General features: G+C 47.1%; 12 protein-coding genes and 1 tRNA gene. 9 read left to right on the top strand and 4 right to left on the bottom strand.

The window, feature by feature from the left end:
- Positions 1 to 74: 74 nt before the first annotated feature.
- Positions 75 to 287, bottom strand: coding sequence for a FeoA family protein (locus BKD12_RS13745; RefSeq protein WP_070089920.1), 213 nt, complete (start codon positions 285 to 287; stop codon positions 75 to 77).
- Between the two features lie 225 nt (positions 288 to 512).
- Between BKD12_RS13745 and BKD12_RS13740 the strand changes: the two genes are divergently transcribed.
- The 3 genes from BKD12_RS13740 (at position 513) to BKD12_RS13730 (ending at position 3,901) form a co-directional block, all read left to right on the top strand.
- Positions 513 to 878, top strand: coding sequence for a metal-dependent transcriptional regulator (locus BKD12_RS13740; RefSeq protein WP_070089919.1), 366 nt, complete (start codon positions 513 to 515; stop codon positions 876 to 878).
- A 192-nt stretch (positions 879 to 1,070) separates the two neighbouring features.
- Positions 1,071 to 2,501 carry a polysaccharide deacetylase family protein gene (locus tag BKD12_RS13735; RefSeq protein WP_094078760.1) on the top strand — a complete coding sequence of 477 codons (1,431 nt, stop codon included), beginning with the start codon at positions 1,071 to 1,073 and terminating at the stop codon, positions 2,499 to 2,501.
- A gap of 53 nt (positions 2,502 to 2,554) precedes the next feature.
- The gene (locus tag BKD12_RS13730) at positions 2,555 to 3,901 is read left to right on the top strand and encodes an MATE family efflux transporter (protein WP_330385617.1); all 1,347 of its coding nucleotides are present in this window, start codon (positions 2,555 to 2,557) and stop codon (positions 3,899 to 3,901) included.
- On the opposite strand, the gene BKD12_RS13725 is transcribed toward BKD12_RS13730, so the two are convergent.
- Positions 3,833 to 4,420 carry a TetR/AcrR family transcriptional regulator gene (locus tag BKD12_RS13725; protein ID WP_070089916.1) on the bottom strand — a complete coding sequence of 196 codons (588 nt, stop codon included), beginning with the start codon at positions 4,418 to 4,420 and terminating at the stop codon, positions 3,833 to 3,835. The two genes, BKD12_RS13730 and BKD12_RS13725, sit on opposite strands and share 69 nt — an antisense overlap.
- 135 nt (positions 4,421 to 4,555) lie before the next feature.
- On the opposite strand from BKD12_RS13725, the gene glgB reads away from it, so the two are divergent.
- Positions 4,556 to 6,364: a 1,4-alpha-glucan branching protein GlgB gene (gene glgB / locus BKD12_RS13720; RefSeq protein WP_070089915.1), complete on the top strand. Its 1,809-nt coding sequence runs from the start codon at positions 4,556 to 4,558 to the stop codon at positions 6,362 to 6,364.
- A gap of 9 nt (positions 6,365 to 6,373) precedes the next feature.
- On the opposite strand, the gene BKD12_RS13715 is transcribed toward glgB, so the two are convergent.
- Positions 6,374 to 9,613 carry a UvrD-helicase domain-containing protein gene (locus tag BKD12_RS13715; RefSeq protein WP_070089914.1) on the bottom strand — a complete coding sequence of 1,080 codons (3,240 nt, stop codon included), beginning with the start codon at positions 9,611 to 9,613 and terminating at the stop codon, positions 6,374 to 6,376.
- Positions 9,614 to 9,664: 51 nt separating this feature from the next.
- Entirely contained in the window at positions 9,665 to 10,369 is a 705-nt protein-coding gene (locus BKD12_RS13710) for an HAD family hydrolase (protein WP_070089913.1), read from the bottom strand.
- Positions 10,370 to 10,561: 192 nt separating this feature from the next.
- Between BKD12_RS13710 and BKD12_RS13705 the strand changes: the two genes are divergently transcribed.
- The 5 genes from BKD12_RS13705 (at position 10,562) to BKD12_RS13685 (ending at position 16,208) form a co-directional block, all read left to right on the top strand.
- Positions 10,562 to 10,632 (top strand) — tRNA-Trp (locus tag BKD12_RS13705).
- 379 nt (positions 10,633 to 11,011) lie between these two features.
- Entirely contained in the window at positions 11,012 to 11,665 is a 654-nt protein-coding gene (locus tag BKD12_RS13700; RefSeq protein WP_070089912.1) for a response regulator transcription factor, read from the top strand.
- 4 nt (positions 11,666 to 11,669) lie between these two features.
- Positions 11,670 to 12,623: a sensor histidine kinase gene (locus tag BKD12_RS13695; RefSeq protein ID WP_070089911.1), complete on the top strand. Its 954-nt coding sequence runs from the start codon at positions 11,670 to 11,672 to the stop codon at positions 12,621 to 12,623.
- Positions 12,624 to 12,702: 79 nt separating this feature from the next.
- On the top strand, positions 12,703 to 13,401 hold the full coding sequence (locus BKD12_RS13690) for an ABC transporter ATP-binding protein (protein ID WP_070089910.1): 699 nt from the start codon (positions 12,703 to 12,705) through the stop codon (positions 13,399 to 13,401).
- Positions 13,398 to 16,208 carry an ABC transporter permease gene (locus BKD12_RS13685; protein ID WP_070089909.1) on the top strand — a complete coding sequence of 937 codons (2,811 nt, stop codon included), beginning with the start codon at positions 13,398 to 13,400 and terminating at the stop codon, positions 16,206 to 16,208. Before BKD12_RS13690 ends, BKD12_RS13685 begins: the two co-directional genes overlap by 4 nt.
- Positions 16,209 to 16,247: the final 39 nt, after the last annotated feature.

Here is a 16,247-nt window from a genome sequence, read left to right as displayed (position 1 = left end):
TCTTCACTCCAATTAGAATCAACTAACTCTTGTGTAAAAAAATAGTAAAATACATTACTATTTTTCTTCTAATTTTATATTGAAATAGCTTGCGCTAAATCAGTATCAATATTGTATCTGCCATCCTTGATCGAGACCACACAGCCTCCCCTTACGCGCGAAACCACCGTGATCGGCTCTCCGCTGTAACATCCCAAGGAAAATAAAAAAGCCTCCATCTCCTCATCATCTGTCATGATATCTTTTATAATATATTCTTCGCCTTCTTTGGCTTCCATTAAAGTCATAAGTCCAGATCCTCTCAATATAGATTACTGTGGGCGGTTTGCATTTGTACCACAAATCGTCTCATCTAACATCTGATAGTGTAAACTAACTTCCTTTCTTTGTCAATCCTTTTTGAGACATTTTTTGCTTTGTATTTAAAAATCATTTGTGCTATACTACATCTGTACATATACTAATAAAATACACATATTTATGTTGATTTATATTCCAGGAGGAACACTGAAATGAAAACTTATACCAGCGAATCCGCCGAAAATTATCTCGAAACTATTCTGATCCTGAGCAAGACACATCCGGTTGTCCGCTCTGTCGACATTGCCAACGAGTTGGGCTTTAAAAAATCCAGTGTAAGTGTAGCCATGAAAAATCTGCGCGAACAGCACCATATTATCATGGAGGATTCCGGGTTTATCCATCTGACAGATTCAGGAAGAGCAATTGCCGAGATGATCTATGAACGGCATCTTTTATTATCTCAATGGCTGATACGCCTGGGAGTCCCGGAAGATATTGCCACCGAGGATGCCTGTAAAATTGAACATGTGATCAGCCCGGAAAGCTTTGAAGCGATTAAACGGCATATTAAATAGTGTAAAAGTGGAGGATTTCTCCACTTTTTCTTTTTTGTCATCATATGAAGTATATCTTAATACTTTTAAAAGAATTATTAATTATTCTTAAAAAGCATGGTATTCATTTGCGAATTTTGTCGAAAAACGTTATACTGCACCCACATAGACAATAAACGATATGGCTTTAATATGTTATTGAAGGGGTTACAAATGAAAACAATTTATCAGCAAAAGAAACGAAAGAAGAAGCGACTGATCCTGCTCTGTACACTGACCGCACTGTTTTGTCTGCTGCTTGTCAGTCTGCTGGGGCTGGTCTATGCGTTGACACGGCGCGCGACCATAGAAATTCATGCAAAAGACGCCGAGATTATCCAGGGCGAAGCGCTTCCTGATTCTTTTGAAGCAGATGTGGCATTAAAGGGAAGTGAACATGTGATCCTGAATCTTAAAGGATTCTATACATCCGGTGATCTTCTGAAGGAATTAAAAGCCGGGAAGGATTACACCGTTTCCTGCAGTGCCGATCCAAATGCTGAAGGGGAATATCCCATTACTGTGACTTTATCTGATACCTTAAAGAAAAAGCTGGCAGGCGGCAATTGGTCCAAACATCTGAAGCTTACCACAGAGGACGGAACTTTTACCGTAAAAAACCCTGTCGGCGAATGGGAGGGAAACCGCTTCCGCAGATATGACGGCAGCTATATAACAAATGACTTTGTAGTCTCCAAAAATCAGACCTACTATTTTGATAATGACGGCAATATGGTCACCGGATGGCAGACCATCCAGAACAGTACCTACCACTTTACAGATGAAGGCGCCATGGAACGCAGCACCTGGGCTGAGCAGGACGGTTCACGGTATTATCTCGGTGAGAACGGAGCCGCGCTGACCGGATGGCAGACCCTTGACGGCAGTACCTATTATTTTGATGCAAATGGGAAAATGGCTACCGGCGAAGTTTATCTGGGCCTTACTCTTTGTACCTTTGATGAAAACGGAAAGCTGATTTCCAAAAAAGGGATCCAGGCAGATCCTTCCAAGCCTATGGTCGCCCTTACTTTTGATGACGGTCCCGGTCCCCGTACTTCTGAACTTCTGGCTCAGCTGGAAAAATATAACGCCCACGCTACCTTTTTCATGCTGGGGCAGAAAGTTCCTTCTTATCCTGATGTTATTAAAAAGATGAAATCAATCGGCTGTGAGCTTGGCAATCATTCTTACGACCATGCAGATCTTTCCAAACTGGATCCTGCCGGTATCCAGTCGCAAATGTCCAGAACCAACGATGGCATCCGCAATATCACAGGCTCCGGGGCCACCCTGATGCGGCCTCCTTATGGAGCGATAAACAGCACTGTAGCCGCCAATGCCGGATTGCCTATGATCCTGTGGAATATCGACACCCTGGACTGGAAGACGCGCAATGCTCAAAGTACCATTGATGCCGTAATGAATAAAGTAAAAGACGGAGATATTATCCTGATGCATGATATTCACACAGAAACGGTCGATGCCGCCCTTAAGCTGATTCCCAAACTGCAATCCGAAGGCTATCAGCTGGTTACTGTTTCTGAGCTTGCGGCGGCAAAGGGCAAACATCTGCTGAACGGGAATACCTATACGGATTTCTAAGCACACAGACAATCCTTTTGTGCTATAATAAGAGCAGATAGGAAGCGATGAGATTGTCAGAACATTATTCTCCGGACCAAAAATATATCATGATGACGGAAGCCCCAATCCCCGGTCTTATCGGGCGGCTGGCTGTCCCCACGATTATCAGCATGCTGGTTTCATCCTTTTATAACATGGCTGACACCTTTTTTGTAGGCAGGATCAGCACCAGCGCAACTGCTGCCGTAGGCGTAGTATTCCCCGTTATGGCAGTCATTCAGGCGCTGGGCTTCTTCTGCGGCCACGGTTCTGGCAACTCCATCTCCCGCAAGCTTGGATCAAAACATACGCAGGCTGCCAGAGAGCTGGCCGCTACCGGCTTCTTCCTTGCATTTGTGTTTGGTCTTCTTCTCATGATCCTGGGCCTTACTTTTTTGGATCCGCTTGCCCGCCTTCTTGGTTCTACCCCTACGATCCTTCCCTACACCAAAGCATATCTGCGGATTATCCTGCTGGGAGCCCCTTATATGACAGCCCAGCTCGTTTTAAACAATCAGATCCGTTTCCAGGGCAATGCATTTTATGCTATGGTTGGCATCACTACCGGTGCCGTTCTTAATATTGGCCTGGATCCCCTTTTTATCTTTATTTTTGATATGGGTATTTCCGGTGCAGCTATTGCCACCATAATCAGCCAGTTTGTAAGCTTTTGTCTGCTTCTGGCCGGGATCCGCATTTCCAGATGTATCCCGATCCATCCAAAAAACGTGAGGCTTTCTAAAGAGCGCCTCCAGGAAATCATTGGCGGCGGACTTCCCTCCCTTTTTCGCCAGGGACTGGGAAGCATTGCTACTATGACCTTAAATATTGCTGCAAATCCTTTCGGAGATGCCGCCATTGCCGCCATGTCTGTAGTCGGACGTATCATGATGTTTGCAAATTCAGCTTTGATCGGCTTTGGACAGGGATTTCAGCCTGTGTGCGGGTTTAACTATGGCGCCCGGAAATATAACCGCGTCAGGGAAGCATTCTGGTTCTGCGTTAAAATATCCACAGCAGCCCTTTTTCTCCTGTCTGTCGCAGGCATGCTGCTGTCCGGTCATCTGATCGGTATCTTCCGGAATGACCCTGATGTAATCCGCATCGGAACTGTCGCTCTTCGGTTCCAGTGCCTGACCTTTGTCCTGAATGGATGGATCACCATGAACAACATGATGATGCAGACCATGGGAAAAACTCTTCCCGCCACAATCCTTGCGGCATCACGGCAGGGCATCTTCTTTATTCCTGCTCTTCTGATACTCCCCCAGTTTCTGGGGCTTACAGGTATTCAATCAGCCCAGGCTGCTTCAGATCTCTGCTCCGCAGCCGTGGCTGTTATCCTGAACAGAAAAGTGATGCAGTCCCTCCGCTCCTGAGAGAACATTTGAAATCTCCATGATTTCTTTTCGTATTTCTTTTTCTCCAAAGCGCTCTCCCTGAATACGGTAGGTATAAAAACCCCCGTATATTTCAAAAGTCAGAAGCGTATGGAAATGAATATCCTGCTCCAGCTTGGGATATTTCCTGAAAATGTGCTTTTTTAATTCCTGCTCGATATATTCCGGGATCATGGCGTCACGAGCTCCCGAAAACAGAATCCTGCTAAGCCCGCTGTGTGCCCGGAAGGCCTGGAACAGTTCCTCTGTAAATCCGGCCGGATCCGTAATGACCCACTCCGGATGCTCAATACTCTGATAGATCTCCTCAATCACTTCCTTTTGCAGCTGCTCTGCCAGATCATAAATATCCCTATAATGCAGATAAAAAGTGGCCTTGCTTATCTGGGCTATTCCAGCCAGCTCTTTCACCGTAATTTTCTCTACCGGTTTCTTTTCATGCAGCTTTAAAAAAGCCTCTTTGATTGCCTTGCGTGTTTTTCTTTGTCTTAAATCCACAGATAATAGTCCTTTCTGTAAAATTGTCTTTTATTTTACTCTGTTCAAATATCGTAAATTGTTTCTCTCCTGTACGTTTTATATAATATATGTTAGTAAAATAATTGACTTCTGTCAATTAATGTGAGGTGTATTATGGATTTTTACAATTTTTATACCGGACATGAATTTGAGGCAGATCAATGGCTGGGCGCACACATAACAGAAGGCGGCACCGTATTCCGTACATTTGCACCGTCAGCCGCCGGCGTATGCCTTCTCCTGCAGGGAAAAGAATACCCTATGCACAAAGTACATGACGGCAATTTTTACGAAATCTTTCTGCCGGGAACTGCTGCCGGCGCACTCTATGAATACCGGATTTATCAAAGCGACGGACAGGTAAGGGATCATTGCGACCCCTTCGGCTTTGGCATGGAATTAAGACCAGCCCACAAGTCTGTCGTCCGTGATCTTGATGCCTATCAGTTTTCTGACCATTCCTGGATGCAGCAGCGTACAGACCGTACAGAAGAGCCTCTGAATATTTACGAGCTTCATCTGGGCTCATGGAAAAAGAAAATCAGTGAAACAGGAAAAGACAATGCCGGCACGGAATGGTACCGGTATGATGAACTTCCGGCACTCCTGATTCCCTATCTGAAGGAAGCCGGATATAACTATATAGAAATTCTGCCAATCACTGAACATCCCTGCGACGAAAGCTGGGGATATCAGCCCACCGGTTTCTATGCCCCTACCAGCAGATATGGAACGTCTGCCAATCTCCAGAATATGGTGGATCTTTTCCACCAGGCAGGGATTGGTGTCCTTTTGGATTTTGTCCCCGTTCATTTTGCCGTTGATGACTACGCACTGGTGCAGTACGACGGCACTGCCCTTTTTGAATATCCGCACTCGGATGTTGGTGTCAGCGAGTGGGGCAGTTATAATTTCATGCATTCCCGGGGAGAGGTCCGCAGTTTTCTCCAGTCCTGCGCCAACTACTGGCTGAAGACTTACCATTTCGACGGTCTGCGCATGGATGCCATCAGCCGGATCCTGTACTGGCAGGGCGATGAACGCCGTGGTGTCAACGGCAATGCCGTAGACTTTATGAAAACTATGAATTCCGGGATCAAACGCAGGAATCCCGGCTGCATCCTCATTGCCGAAGATTCTACCAATTATCCCGGGGTCACGAAACCTGCCGGTCAGGGCGGTCTTGGTTTTGATTATAAATGGGATATGGGCTGGATGCACGACACACTGGACTTCTTTCGGACCGGTCCCGAATACCGGACCGCCAACTACCATAAACTGACCTTTTCCATGATGTATTTTTCCAATGAACGGTATCTTCTTCCTTTTTCACACGATGAAGTTGTACATGGAAAAGCAACGATTCTCCAGAAAATGTATGGAGAATATGACAAAAAATTCCCGCAGGGGCGGGTTTTATACCTGTACATGATGCTCCATCCCGGAAAAAAACTGAATTTTATGGGAAATGAATTCGGACAGCTGCGGGAATGGGATGAAAAACGTGCTCAGGACTGGCTTCTGAGAAAATATCCCATCCATGATGCCTTTTATCATTATATGGCCAGACTGAACCATCTGTATCTGACCTGCCCGGCTTTCTATGCCTGGGATTACCGCCCAGAAGGATTTACCTGGCTGGACTGCCATCAGGAGGAGCGATGCATTTATGCAATCCGTCGCCTCTGCGGCGAAGACTGTCTGATCGGTATCCTGAATCTAAGCGACAGCCTCCAGGAGGATTTCCGGATTCCAGCCGATGCCCTTTCCCCGTCAGAACATCCTGAACCCAGGCTTTTGCTCCACACGGATTGGGAACCTTTTGGCGGAAAGACAAAAGAAGATACTCTTCCCTGGCGTCAGGAGGAAGGCTCCTTTTACTTTTCCCTCCCTCCTTTTTCCGGAATCCTGCTTTCTGTATAAAACAGATTCTTACTCGTCATCTGCAGGCAGATCAAACAGACTCATCTGATACCAGGATTCTGCGCTTTTCTTTTTCCCGATGGTTTCTTCTTCTATGAGGCCATCGGGAAATTTCTTAAGAAACTCAGATATTTCTCCAGAAGAAGTCAAGATCAATTCCTCCTTTGCCCTTGTCATCCCAACATAGAACAGACGTCTCTCTTCTTCTCTATCTGCCGGATGCTTCTCGCTCTCCAGCGGAATTGATCCCTGCTCTGCACCATAAAGAAATACAACCGGAAATTCCAATCCCTTCGATCCATGCAGTGTCATAATCGTAACTGCATCGGAAGTGTACTGTTTCCCTCCGCATCTTCTTACATCGTTTTCTTCTCCCAGCGTAAGCGCAGCCATAAACTGCTGCATGGAAGAATAGAACACTGCCGCCTGCAAAAGCTTCTTCATCTCCGGATTCTCTGAAAGCCCTCTTTGTTCCATCCAGATTTTCAAAAACGCCTCCGGTGTTTTCTTCTGGTATGCAGATTCCAGCTGCCCGATCTCCCTTTCTACTATTTCCTGAGCCAGAGAATTCCAGTGAAGCTTCCAGAAATACTCTGCACACAGCTGCCGGGCAGTCATATCGCTCCGGTCCTCTATAGCATGGAAAAAGCAAAGGCTGTTTCTTACCACATCTGTTTCAAGATAATCTTCCCGCCCGGCAACGATATGAGGAATACTCTCCGTCCTCAGGCATTTCTCCACCAGCTCTGCCTGATGATGTGTCCGGCAGAGCACAGCAAACTCTCCAAAACCTCTCACCTTGCTCCTGCTCTGCTGCCAGTCCGCCCGATGAGCCTCTAACATTCCAATCCCGCCGGCCATTCTGCCAATCTCTTTTGCAATAAAAATCCCCTCCGCAAGAGATGAACTTCCATGCACCAGCCGTACCGGTACATTCTCCTGGCAATTCGCCCGGAGCCCTGTTTTCAGATCACGCCGGATCAGTGTCTGCGCCACTTTCAGGATCTGCGGTGAAGAACGGTAATTTTCCAGAAGACGTATCTTCTCAAGTCCGGGATATTCTTCCCCGAGATGTGCAAAACATGCACTGTCCGCTCCACGGAATCCATAGATCGACTGATCCGGATCTCCAATCACAAAAAGCTCTCTTCCCCTGGCACTCCACAGCTTTACCAGCCTGTACTGAACCGGATTGATATCCTGAAATTCATCTACCAGCAAATACCGGAACGGCTTCTCCCAGCCTTCCTGTACCTGCCCATTTTCGATTCTTTCCGCTGTCCGCAGCAGAAGGTCATCAAAATCCAATGCCCCAAGCTCTTGCTTTTTCTCTTCATAAAGAAGGAATGCTGTCTTAAACTTCTCCGCCTTTTTAACCGCCTCCGGTTCTTCTGTCCGCATATCCACACCGGATTTCCTCCGGGATATCCACTGCAGAAATTCTCCCGCCTTCATATCCCCGCCACTCTCACTAACTGCCTCTTCTGCAAGCTTTTGCTGCTGCGCCGCTCCTATTAATGTAAATTCCTCTCCCTGACTCTGAAGAAAGCCAAGACATATTCCGTGAAAGGTTCCAATCTGCATCGCTTCTGCGGCACGCTTCATCCCGGCCATACGGCCAACCCTTTCCTTCATCTCTCCTGCAGCCTGATTGGTAAAAGTGACTGCCGTAATCTCTGAAGGCCTTACCCTTCTGTATTCCAGCAGGTATTGCAGTCTGGACACCAGTGTTTTGGTTTTTCCGGTTCCCGGTCCGGCGATCACCGCAATCTTTGTCTCCAGACTCCTGACTGCTGATTCCTGCTCTTGATTCAATCCATACAGGCCAGGCTCCGGCCTGTGAGACTGCGGCTTCTCTTCTTCGCTTCCCGGCAGCTTCTTTTCCCTGATCTCCGGCCTCATCTCTTCCGCTTCCTCTGCAGGCGGCGCCTCCTTTTCCAGAATGTCCGTATTTTTTACCTCCGGGACAGTTCCCAGAATGTCAAAGAAATCCATCTGACCTTCTGTATTTTCCAGCTCATCGCTGGTGAAAAGCCGGATCACTCCATATTCGCCGTCAAATCCGGGAATCCTCTCCACCTGTCCTTTCCTGAGTCTTTCAATCCCTTCTGCGACGCGGCTTCCGGAGACTCTCCGGATCTCCTCTGTCGGAATCCTCCTGAGAATTTCAAACTCCGGCCCAAGCTCTTTCAACATCCGCTGATATTCCCGCTGCACCTTGGCACTTGTGGCCGACCGCCCCTCCGACGCGCCGATAACTTCCGGGAGCGGCACCAGGCTCTCAAATAGCCTGGCATTTTCTCTGATATAGCCTTCCGGCCGGTCTGAGAGTTCCTCCACTCTGTGAGAGACCCCGATGGTGATTTTTCTTCCGCACACAGGACAGATTCCCTGATAGCTTTCTGTCTCAGCCGGTTTCAGACACAGGCCGCACTTTCGATGTCCGTCCATATGATATTTCCCTTCCTCCGGGAAAAATTCAATCGTTCCCTCAAGCCCTCTGCCCGTCTGTATCGCTTCCGAAAGCCCTTCATAAGAAAGATCGATCCTGAACAGATTGGCCTCCCGGCCCAGCTTGGCCGGAGAATGTGCATCCGAATTAGAAATCAGCTGAAACCGGTCCAATGCCGATACTCTCCAATTCATAGGCGGATCAGAAGACAACCCAGTCTCCACGGCGTGGATATAAGGTGTCAGATCTTCATAGCACTCCTCTACAGTATTAAATCCCGAAAAAGCCCCAAATAAAGAAAAATGCGGCGTCCAGATATGCGCCGGCACATAAACCGCTCTGGGGCAAAGTTCCAGCAATATTTCCAGCAGGTCACGGCAGTCCAGTCCCAATATCGGCCTTCCGTCTGAATGGATATTTCCAATCTGCTCCAGTTTGACAGAAATTTTCTGCGCATCCTCCAGCGACGGCAGAAGGATCAGGCTGTGTACCTTACGCACCTTTCCGTTCTTTTTATAGATTGAACTGATCTCCCCTGTCACAACAAACCGGGTCTCATCTCCTCCCGCCACCGACGCATCCTGGATCTGATACTCTTCTTTCAGCCGGTACAGACCGTCTTCTGCCGGCGTAAGCTTCTCCGTCAGCTCTTCCCGCCACTTTGGATGAGTAAAGTCTCCTGTCCCCACAATGTGGATTCCTTTTCTCCGCGCCCACAGCTCCAGATGCTCAGGCGTACATTCCTTACTGGTAGCCCGGGAATATCTGGAATGGATATGTAAATCTCCGATGTACATCCTTGTCACCTCTGTATTTTTCCTTATTCTTCCTTTCAAAAAAGGAACTCGTTATACAAGTTCCTTCAGATCCTCATATAGCTGCTCCAGATTTTTTCCTTCGTAATCCGGACTCCCCGGCTCTGCCGCATGTTCCAGACATTCCGTCACAAGGTATGTCCGTATTCCCAGTTTTCCTGCTGCCAGGTCTTCTCTTTTGTCATTTCCTATCATCAGGCACTCCTCTGCCTTTAACCCCTGCCTGTCCAGGATCTCCTGGTAATATCCCACATTCGGTTTGCTGTAGCGGCAGGTCTCATAGGTCGTAATTTCTTCAAAGTCCTCTGCGGAAAGTCCCGCCCAGCGAATACGGTTCAAGGTAGCACAACGGGGGAAAATAGGATTCGTCGCAAGATAAATTTTCTTTCCTTTTCCTTTCAGATACTTTATGATCCGGTCAGCTGCCGGATCCGGACGGGTCGACTGTATAGCTCTGTTAAACTCATTTCCATAAAAATCCAGGACCTCGTCCTCTACATCTGCCCGCTCTATGGAAAGCTCCCTTGAAAAACAATCCCAGAAAGCATCTTCATTTGTACGGCTTCCGTCATTCATCACCATGCTTCCCACGCCGTTCCATACCGCTCCTATCAGCTTCTCCTGCGGCACTCCCCGGTCTTTAAACCTTGCTGCCAGCATAGGCATATAAAATTTTACGAAAACTTCCTGGTCCATCGGAAGCAGTGTTCCATCCAGATCAAATAAAAAGTGTTCCATGCAATAAATCTCCTTTGTCAGTCCGTACTAAATCAAACAATAAGATTATAGCAAAAAATAGAATTCTGCTCAAGCTTCGTCATTTTCACTTTTGGGATAATTTCTTACAGTTTACACAACTTTTTTTATGATTTCTGATTGACAAATCCCCGGGATGTATGGTATAAATATCTAGTGCCAACAAACACATACAGGGGATTGGTCAAGTGGTATGATAGGGGTCTCCAAAACCTTTGGCGGGAGTTCGATTCTCTCATCCCCTGCTTGAAAAGCCTTGGAAACGGCGTAGAACCGCTGTTTTTCAAGGCTTTTGTTTTTATCAAAATGCAAAAGGTTATCGAACGCACACTTGGAATAATGATCAAGAAGAAAAGTCTTGCACATATGCTTTTTCCACATAATATCTTGTGATTTGTAATGTTGGGAAAATTGGATGATAGATAATACAACAAGGCCTGCGGGATAGAAAAATGTCCGGCAGGCCTATTTTATTCAATGTCCCGTATGCCGCTTCAACCCGGTGCAGTTACATGCCTATAAATTTAGCTGAAAGGGAAACACGAAAAGTAAAAAAAGTGGTCATTTTACTAATATAGAAGTATAATCAGATTTATAAGTGACCGGAGTGAGGAATTTGAAATTATGATGATAGGAATTATAGAAGATGACTGCCTTTTAAATCAGGCGCTGAAGAAAATGCTTACAGACAAGGGATATGATACAACCTGCGCGCATTCCCGAGAGGAAGCACTGGTGCTGTCTGCTGACCGCATCGATCTGTTCCTGATCGACATCGGACTTCCGGATGGAGATGGATTGAAATTATATCGGGAACTAAAAGCCGAAAAAGATGTACCGGCGATTTTTCTGACCGCCAGGGATGAGGAGCAAGATATGTTGACAGCTTTTGACACCGGGGCGGATGATTATGTGGTAAAGCCCTTTTCCATGAAGGTGCTTTTGAAACGGATCGAAGTGGTGCTTAAGAGAAATAGAGAGGGCTCTGTCCTTACCTGCGGAGACATCACCCTATATCCGGAGAAAAAGCAGGTATTTTCTGACGATGGAGAAATCTCTTTGACAGCGAAGGAATATCAATTGCTCGAGCTTTTTATGGCTAATCAGGATCAGGTGTTGACAAAGGAGAACATTCTGGACCGGATCTGGGGTATTGACGGAGAGTTTGTGGAGGAAAATACATTAAGCGTTACGATCAGCCGGCTGAAGAAAAAGCTGGGACGTGAGCAGTCACATATCAGAAATGTTTTCGGCCTGGGCTACCGAATGGGGGAATAAAACGATGGATATTGCAGCATGGATTGCTTTCATGATCGGAATTGCAGCAGGCGGAAGTATCATATATATCCGTCAGAGAAAACTTCGTATGGAAGAGCTGGAGAAAGCGGCGGCGATGACGGAGGATATTCTGGCAGGCCGCAAGCTCCGTACTACTGCTCCGGGCGATGAGTTATTGCTTGCGAGGATAGAAAATCAGCTTGTGCGTATACAGGAGATGCTGGATGGCAGAAGAAAAGAGGCAGAAAAAAGCAGGGATGAAATCCAGAAACTGATCTCGGAAATCGCACACCAGATGCGGACGCCTCTGACCAATATTGAAAGTTACACCGGTTTCCTAAAGGATATGGTAGAAATAACTGAGCCGAAGACAAGAGAAGGAGAACAGGAAAGTAATGCAGAGATCAGTTTGCAGTATGTAACGGCTCTGGAGGAAAGTGAGAGAAAACTACATTTTCTGGTAGACAGCTTCGTAAAGATGGCTCGTCTGGAACAACATATCATCCAGATCCGTAAAAATGAGAGAAATCTGCTGAAGACTATCCAAAACACATTTGGACAGATTCAGAATAGAGCGGAGAAAAAGCAAATCCGGTTCCATATTACCATGCCGGAACAGGCCGTCTGTATTCATGATTCCAACTGGCTGGGGGAGGCCGTCTTCAATGTCCTTGACAACGCAGTGAAATACAGTGAATCAGGCGGCACGGTAGAAGTTTCTCTGAGGCAGAATGAAATGTATCTGAAACTTCAGGTGCGGGATTACGGGATTGGCATAGATGCGGGGGAAGAAAATCAGATCTTCCGCAGATTTTACAGAGGCAGACGTGTGACAGGGCAGGAAGGGTTCGGGATCGGGCTTTACCTTGCAAGAGAGATCATAAATCTCCACGGCGGTTTTATGATCTCAAAGAGAATGAATCCCGGGCTTCTGATTGAAATGAATCTTCCTGTATGAGGCTGCTTTGCGAAGGCTGTCAGGAATTTGTAAGATTTACTGTTTACACTAAAGAAAAACAGCTATAGGAGATTGAGATATGGATATGGTAAATGCAGTAAATCTGAAGAAATATTATGTCACTGACACCTATGAAGTCCGTGCTTTGGACGGTGTGTCACTGACAGCAGAGGAAGGTGAATTTCTCGCAGTAGTCGGAACATCGGGCAGTGGAAAGACCACTCTGCTGAATATGCTGGGCGGGCTGGATGTACCCGATTTCGGCGGAGTCTGGATCCGTGGGATCAGCCTGAAAGATCTGGACAGGGAGGAGCGTACAGTATTCCGAAGACGGAATATCGGGTTTGTATTTCAGCAGTATAATCTGATCCCGTCTCTCAGTGTCTATGAAAACATTGTTCTTCCTCTCAGGTTGGACGGACAGTGCATAGATGAACGATTTTTTGAAGAGATCACGGATCTTCTCGGTCTGGCAGATAAGTTAGACAGGCTCCCCGGTACTCTTTCCGGCGGTCAGCAGCAGAGAACCGCGATCGCAAGAGCGATGCTGACGAAACCGGCTGTCCTGCTGGCAGATGAACCCACAGGGAATCTGGACTCTGTTATCGGAATGGAAGTAACAGGACTTCTGAGATCCTGCGCCTTTCGATTCCACCAGACAGTAATCGTTGTCACCCATCAGGAGGAAGTAGCCCAGATGGCTGACCGGATCATCCGGATGTCAGACGGACGGATCTGTGACACTGCCGCAGGTTTCACCCGGGAGGTGCAGGTATGAAGAGAAGAAACTACACTCCCAATGATAACCGAAATGTGATCCGTATGCTTGCTGTTTCATTTACCGGATCGGCGAAAGGGAGAAACCGGATCCTTTTTATGACGGTGGTTTTGAGCATTATCACCCTGACAATGGTGTTCGGTATTTCCCGGGGAAAGATCCGTTCGGAAGAGTTAAGTATGATACGTGAGAATGGAACGGCTGCGTCCGGAGTTGTGGAAAGCGGAACTGCGTCCCAATATGCAGCACTTAAATCCCTGGATTATATAAAACAGACGGGCAGATGTTTTACCGTGGGAGCGGCGACGGCTGCAGAAAAGGATTCCGGTGCTGAGAGTGAAAAGACCACGGTCTGTACAATCAGATGGGCAGATCCGGATGCATGGAAGGATCTGCTTCGTCCAGCCTATACAAAGATTCGGGGAAGTTATCCTGAAAAAGAGTCTGAGATCATGCTTTCCGAAAAGGCGCTGAAAGCTCTGGGAATTACCAGGCCTCAGGAGGGCATGGAGATCCCTCTCAATGTTTCCATCGGAATTTTTCAGAGTTCGGAAGAAACATTTTCCCTGAGCGGCTGGTTTACTGATCACAGTAATGAGGCTGCTCCGGGTTATATTTCAGAGAAAAAGCTGGAGGCCTGGGGCATTCATCCTGATGATGAGGCAGATCTGGTCTTCCGTCAGTCAGACCGGCTTGGCTGGCAGGAAACAGAAGAACGGCTGTATGAAGAGCTGCCTATGAAGGATCAGAGTCAGAAGATCACGGTAACCGATACGGCGGGATATCAGGCAGTGGCGGGCATGACGGGCGGTTATGGCATGGCGGTTCTCGGAGCTGTTATTACTTTGTGCGGCGTCTTCTTCCTGTGCTATAATGTGCTTCAGATCTCAATGGCAGGGGATATCCGGAAACTCGGACTCTTAAACACAATCGGATCGACGCAAAGACAGCTTTCCAAAATCTACTACAGTCAGATCCGGCGGATCCTCGTTCTCGGAACAGCGGCCGGTGCGGCTTTGTCTGCCATTTTGCTGGCGGGAGTTATCCCGGCAATCCTGAACAGTCAGTATTTCAGAGAAACAGGAGGCGCTGAAGGGTTTTGTCTTTTCCATCCGGTCATCCTCTTATTATCCGTCCTCTTTACGGACGGGATCCTTCTGGCAGCGTCAGCCGGAGTGATCGTAAGAACAGTAAGGATGTCCTGTGTGGAAAGTACCGGATACACAGGAACGCAGGGCAAAAAACGATCTCACAAGGAAAGAAAGCCGGTTTTCACGAAAAGAAAACGGACCTCTGCCGGGGAAATGTGTTATCTGGCGTGGAGAAATATTTCCGGTCACAGGAAACAGTTCCTTCTGACCGTGCTTTCTCTCTTCCTTGGTCTGGAAGCTTTTCTTGGAGCTGTTGTGATTACAGCTGGAAGCGACTATGTACATGTCATTGAACAGCGTCCGGATTTCCTGATCGCAGGTCAGTTCAGCACTTCCGGACGTGAGCAGGGATATGGAGAGGAATATCAGACGCGGGATGCAGGGCAGGATCCCATGTTGACAGAAGGAGACTGTTTTGATCTGCTGTATGATAATGATTATGACGAATTCTCTCCAATATCTTTGGAGGTCAGAAAAGAACTGATGGAGATAGATGGAGTTGATACGGACAAGTCTTATATCATGGAAGGCGCTTATCTTTACACTGTGATCTCTAAAAAAGGAATCCGTCCGCTGGATCAGGTATTTCTCGCAGAGGACGCTGAAGATGAAATGATCGAAGGATGGGATCAGGATGTGGTCCAGATCCTGAAGGAGGATGAGATTGAATCTCTGAAAAAATATGTGGAAACAAACAGCCTTCCTGTTGACATGGATTCTCTTGAGAATGGCACCGGAGTTCTGATCCTTCATGATCATGCATTGTCTGCCGCACAGGAAAAGCTGGTGAAAGAAAGTATAGGGGAGCCTGTTTATTTTAAGACAATGATATCGCGGGAAGACAGGATCCGATGGAACAACATGACAGCTCAGGAACAGACAGAACAGGAAGAAGCAGGGGATTTCCAAATGAAACAGTCAGAGGACTTTACTTTATGCGGGTATCTTGATAACCGAAGGGAAGATTTCCCGGAGATCCGGCAGACATGGCACGGTTCAGAAGGAGGTCTGTATTTCTTGATCAGCGAAAAGGGATTCCAAAGGATTCCCACAGAGAAGAAAAGACTATACATGGAGCTGAACGTGGATCATGAAAAAGAACCCTCTGTGAAAACCTCAATACAGAAAATCATTTCCGAAGAAAACCAGCGCCGGAGCCGGATGGCGGAAACGGCATTTGACGAAGGAACCGGAGAAGCCGGGATCTTCTGCATCAGCAAGTCTGATCTGATGACTGAGGCGGCCTCTGAGATCCAGAGAAACAGGCTGATCCTCGGCAGTATCAGTGCTGTCCTTTTACTGGCAGGCTTTACAAACTATTTTAATGTGATGGTCACAGGCGTTCTCGCAAGGAAAAAAGAACTGAAGATCATGGAAAGCGTTGGCATGACAGAAAGGCAAAAGCGGACAATGATACAGGCAGAAGGAGGTTATTATTGTCTCTTCACTGTGGGACTTTTGATGACTGTGGGGATGGGTATTCTTCTAATGATCCGATACTATATGGAACAGAAATTGTCGTATTTTAAATTTGCATGGCCCATATCATGGCTTCTCCTTTTGATTGCGGGACTTGCTATAATTAATGTAACAACCACATGGATTATGTGCAAAGATCAGGGGGAAAATTCATCTGGAAAAGGGATACGGGGATAATCGGACATTACGGCTGTATTCGATTATCATCCCCTGCTG

The sequence above is a fragment of the Merdimonas faecis genome (genome assembly GCF_001754075.1).
Classification (GTDB): domain Bacteria; phylum Bacillota; class Clostridia; order Lachnospirales; family Lachnospiraceae; genus Merdimonas; species Merdimonas faecis.
The sequence above is the reverse complement of the archived record's forward strand: the minus strand, read 5'-3'. Positions and strand labels throughout refer to the sequence as shown.

Bases quoted from the DNA above. Each gene is read 5' to 3' on its own strand.
- BKD12_RS13745 (WP_070089920.1), bottom strand. From the start codon at position 287: ATGACTTTAATGGAAGCCAAAGAAGGCGAAGAATATATTATAAAAGAT.
- BKD12_RS13740 (WP_070089919.1), top strand. From the start codon at position 513: ATGAAAACTTATACCAGCGAATCCGCCGAAAATTATCTCGAAACTATT.
- BKD12_RS13735 (WP_094078760.1), top strand. From the start codon at position 1,071: ATGAAAACAATTTATCAGCAAAAGAAACGAAAGAAGAAGCGACTGATC.
- glgB (WP_070089915.1), top strand. From the start codon at position 4,556: ATGGATTTTTACAATTTTTATACCGGACATGAATTTGAGGCAGATCAA.
- BKD12_RS13715 (WP_070089914.1), bottom strand. From the start codon at position 9,613: ATGTACATCGGAGATTTACATATCCATTCCAGATATTCCCGGGCTACC.
- BKD12_RS13710 (WP_070089913.1), bottom strand. From the start codon at position 10,369: ATGGAACACTTTTTATTTGATCTGGATGGAACACTGCTTCCGATGGAC.
- BKD12_RS13700 (WP_070089912.1), top strand. From the start codon at position 11,012: ATGATGATAGGAATTATAGAAGATGACTGCCTTTTAAATCAGGCGCTG.
- BKD12_RS13695 (WP_070089911.1), top strand. From the start codon at position 11,670: ATGGATATTGCAGCATGGATTGCTTTCATGATCGGAATTGCAGCAGGC.
- BKD12_RS13690 (WP_070089910.1), top strand. From the start codon at position 12,703: ATGGATATGGTAAATGCAGTAAATCTGAAGAAATATTATGTCACTGAC.
- BKD12_RS13685 (WP_070089909.1), top strand. From the start codon at position 13,398: ATGAAGAGAAGAAACTACACTCCCAATGATAACCGAAATGTGATCCGT.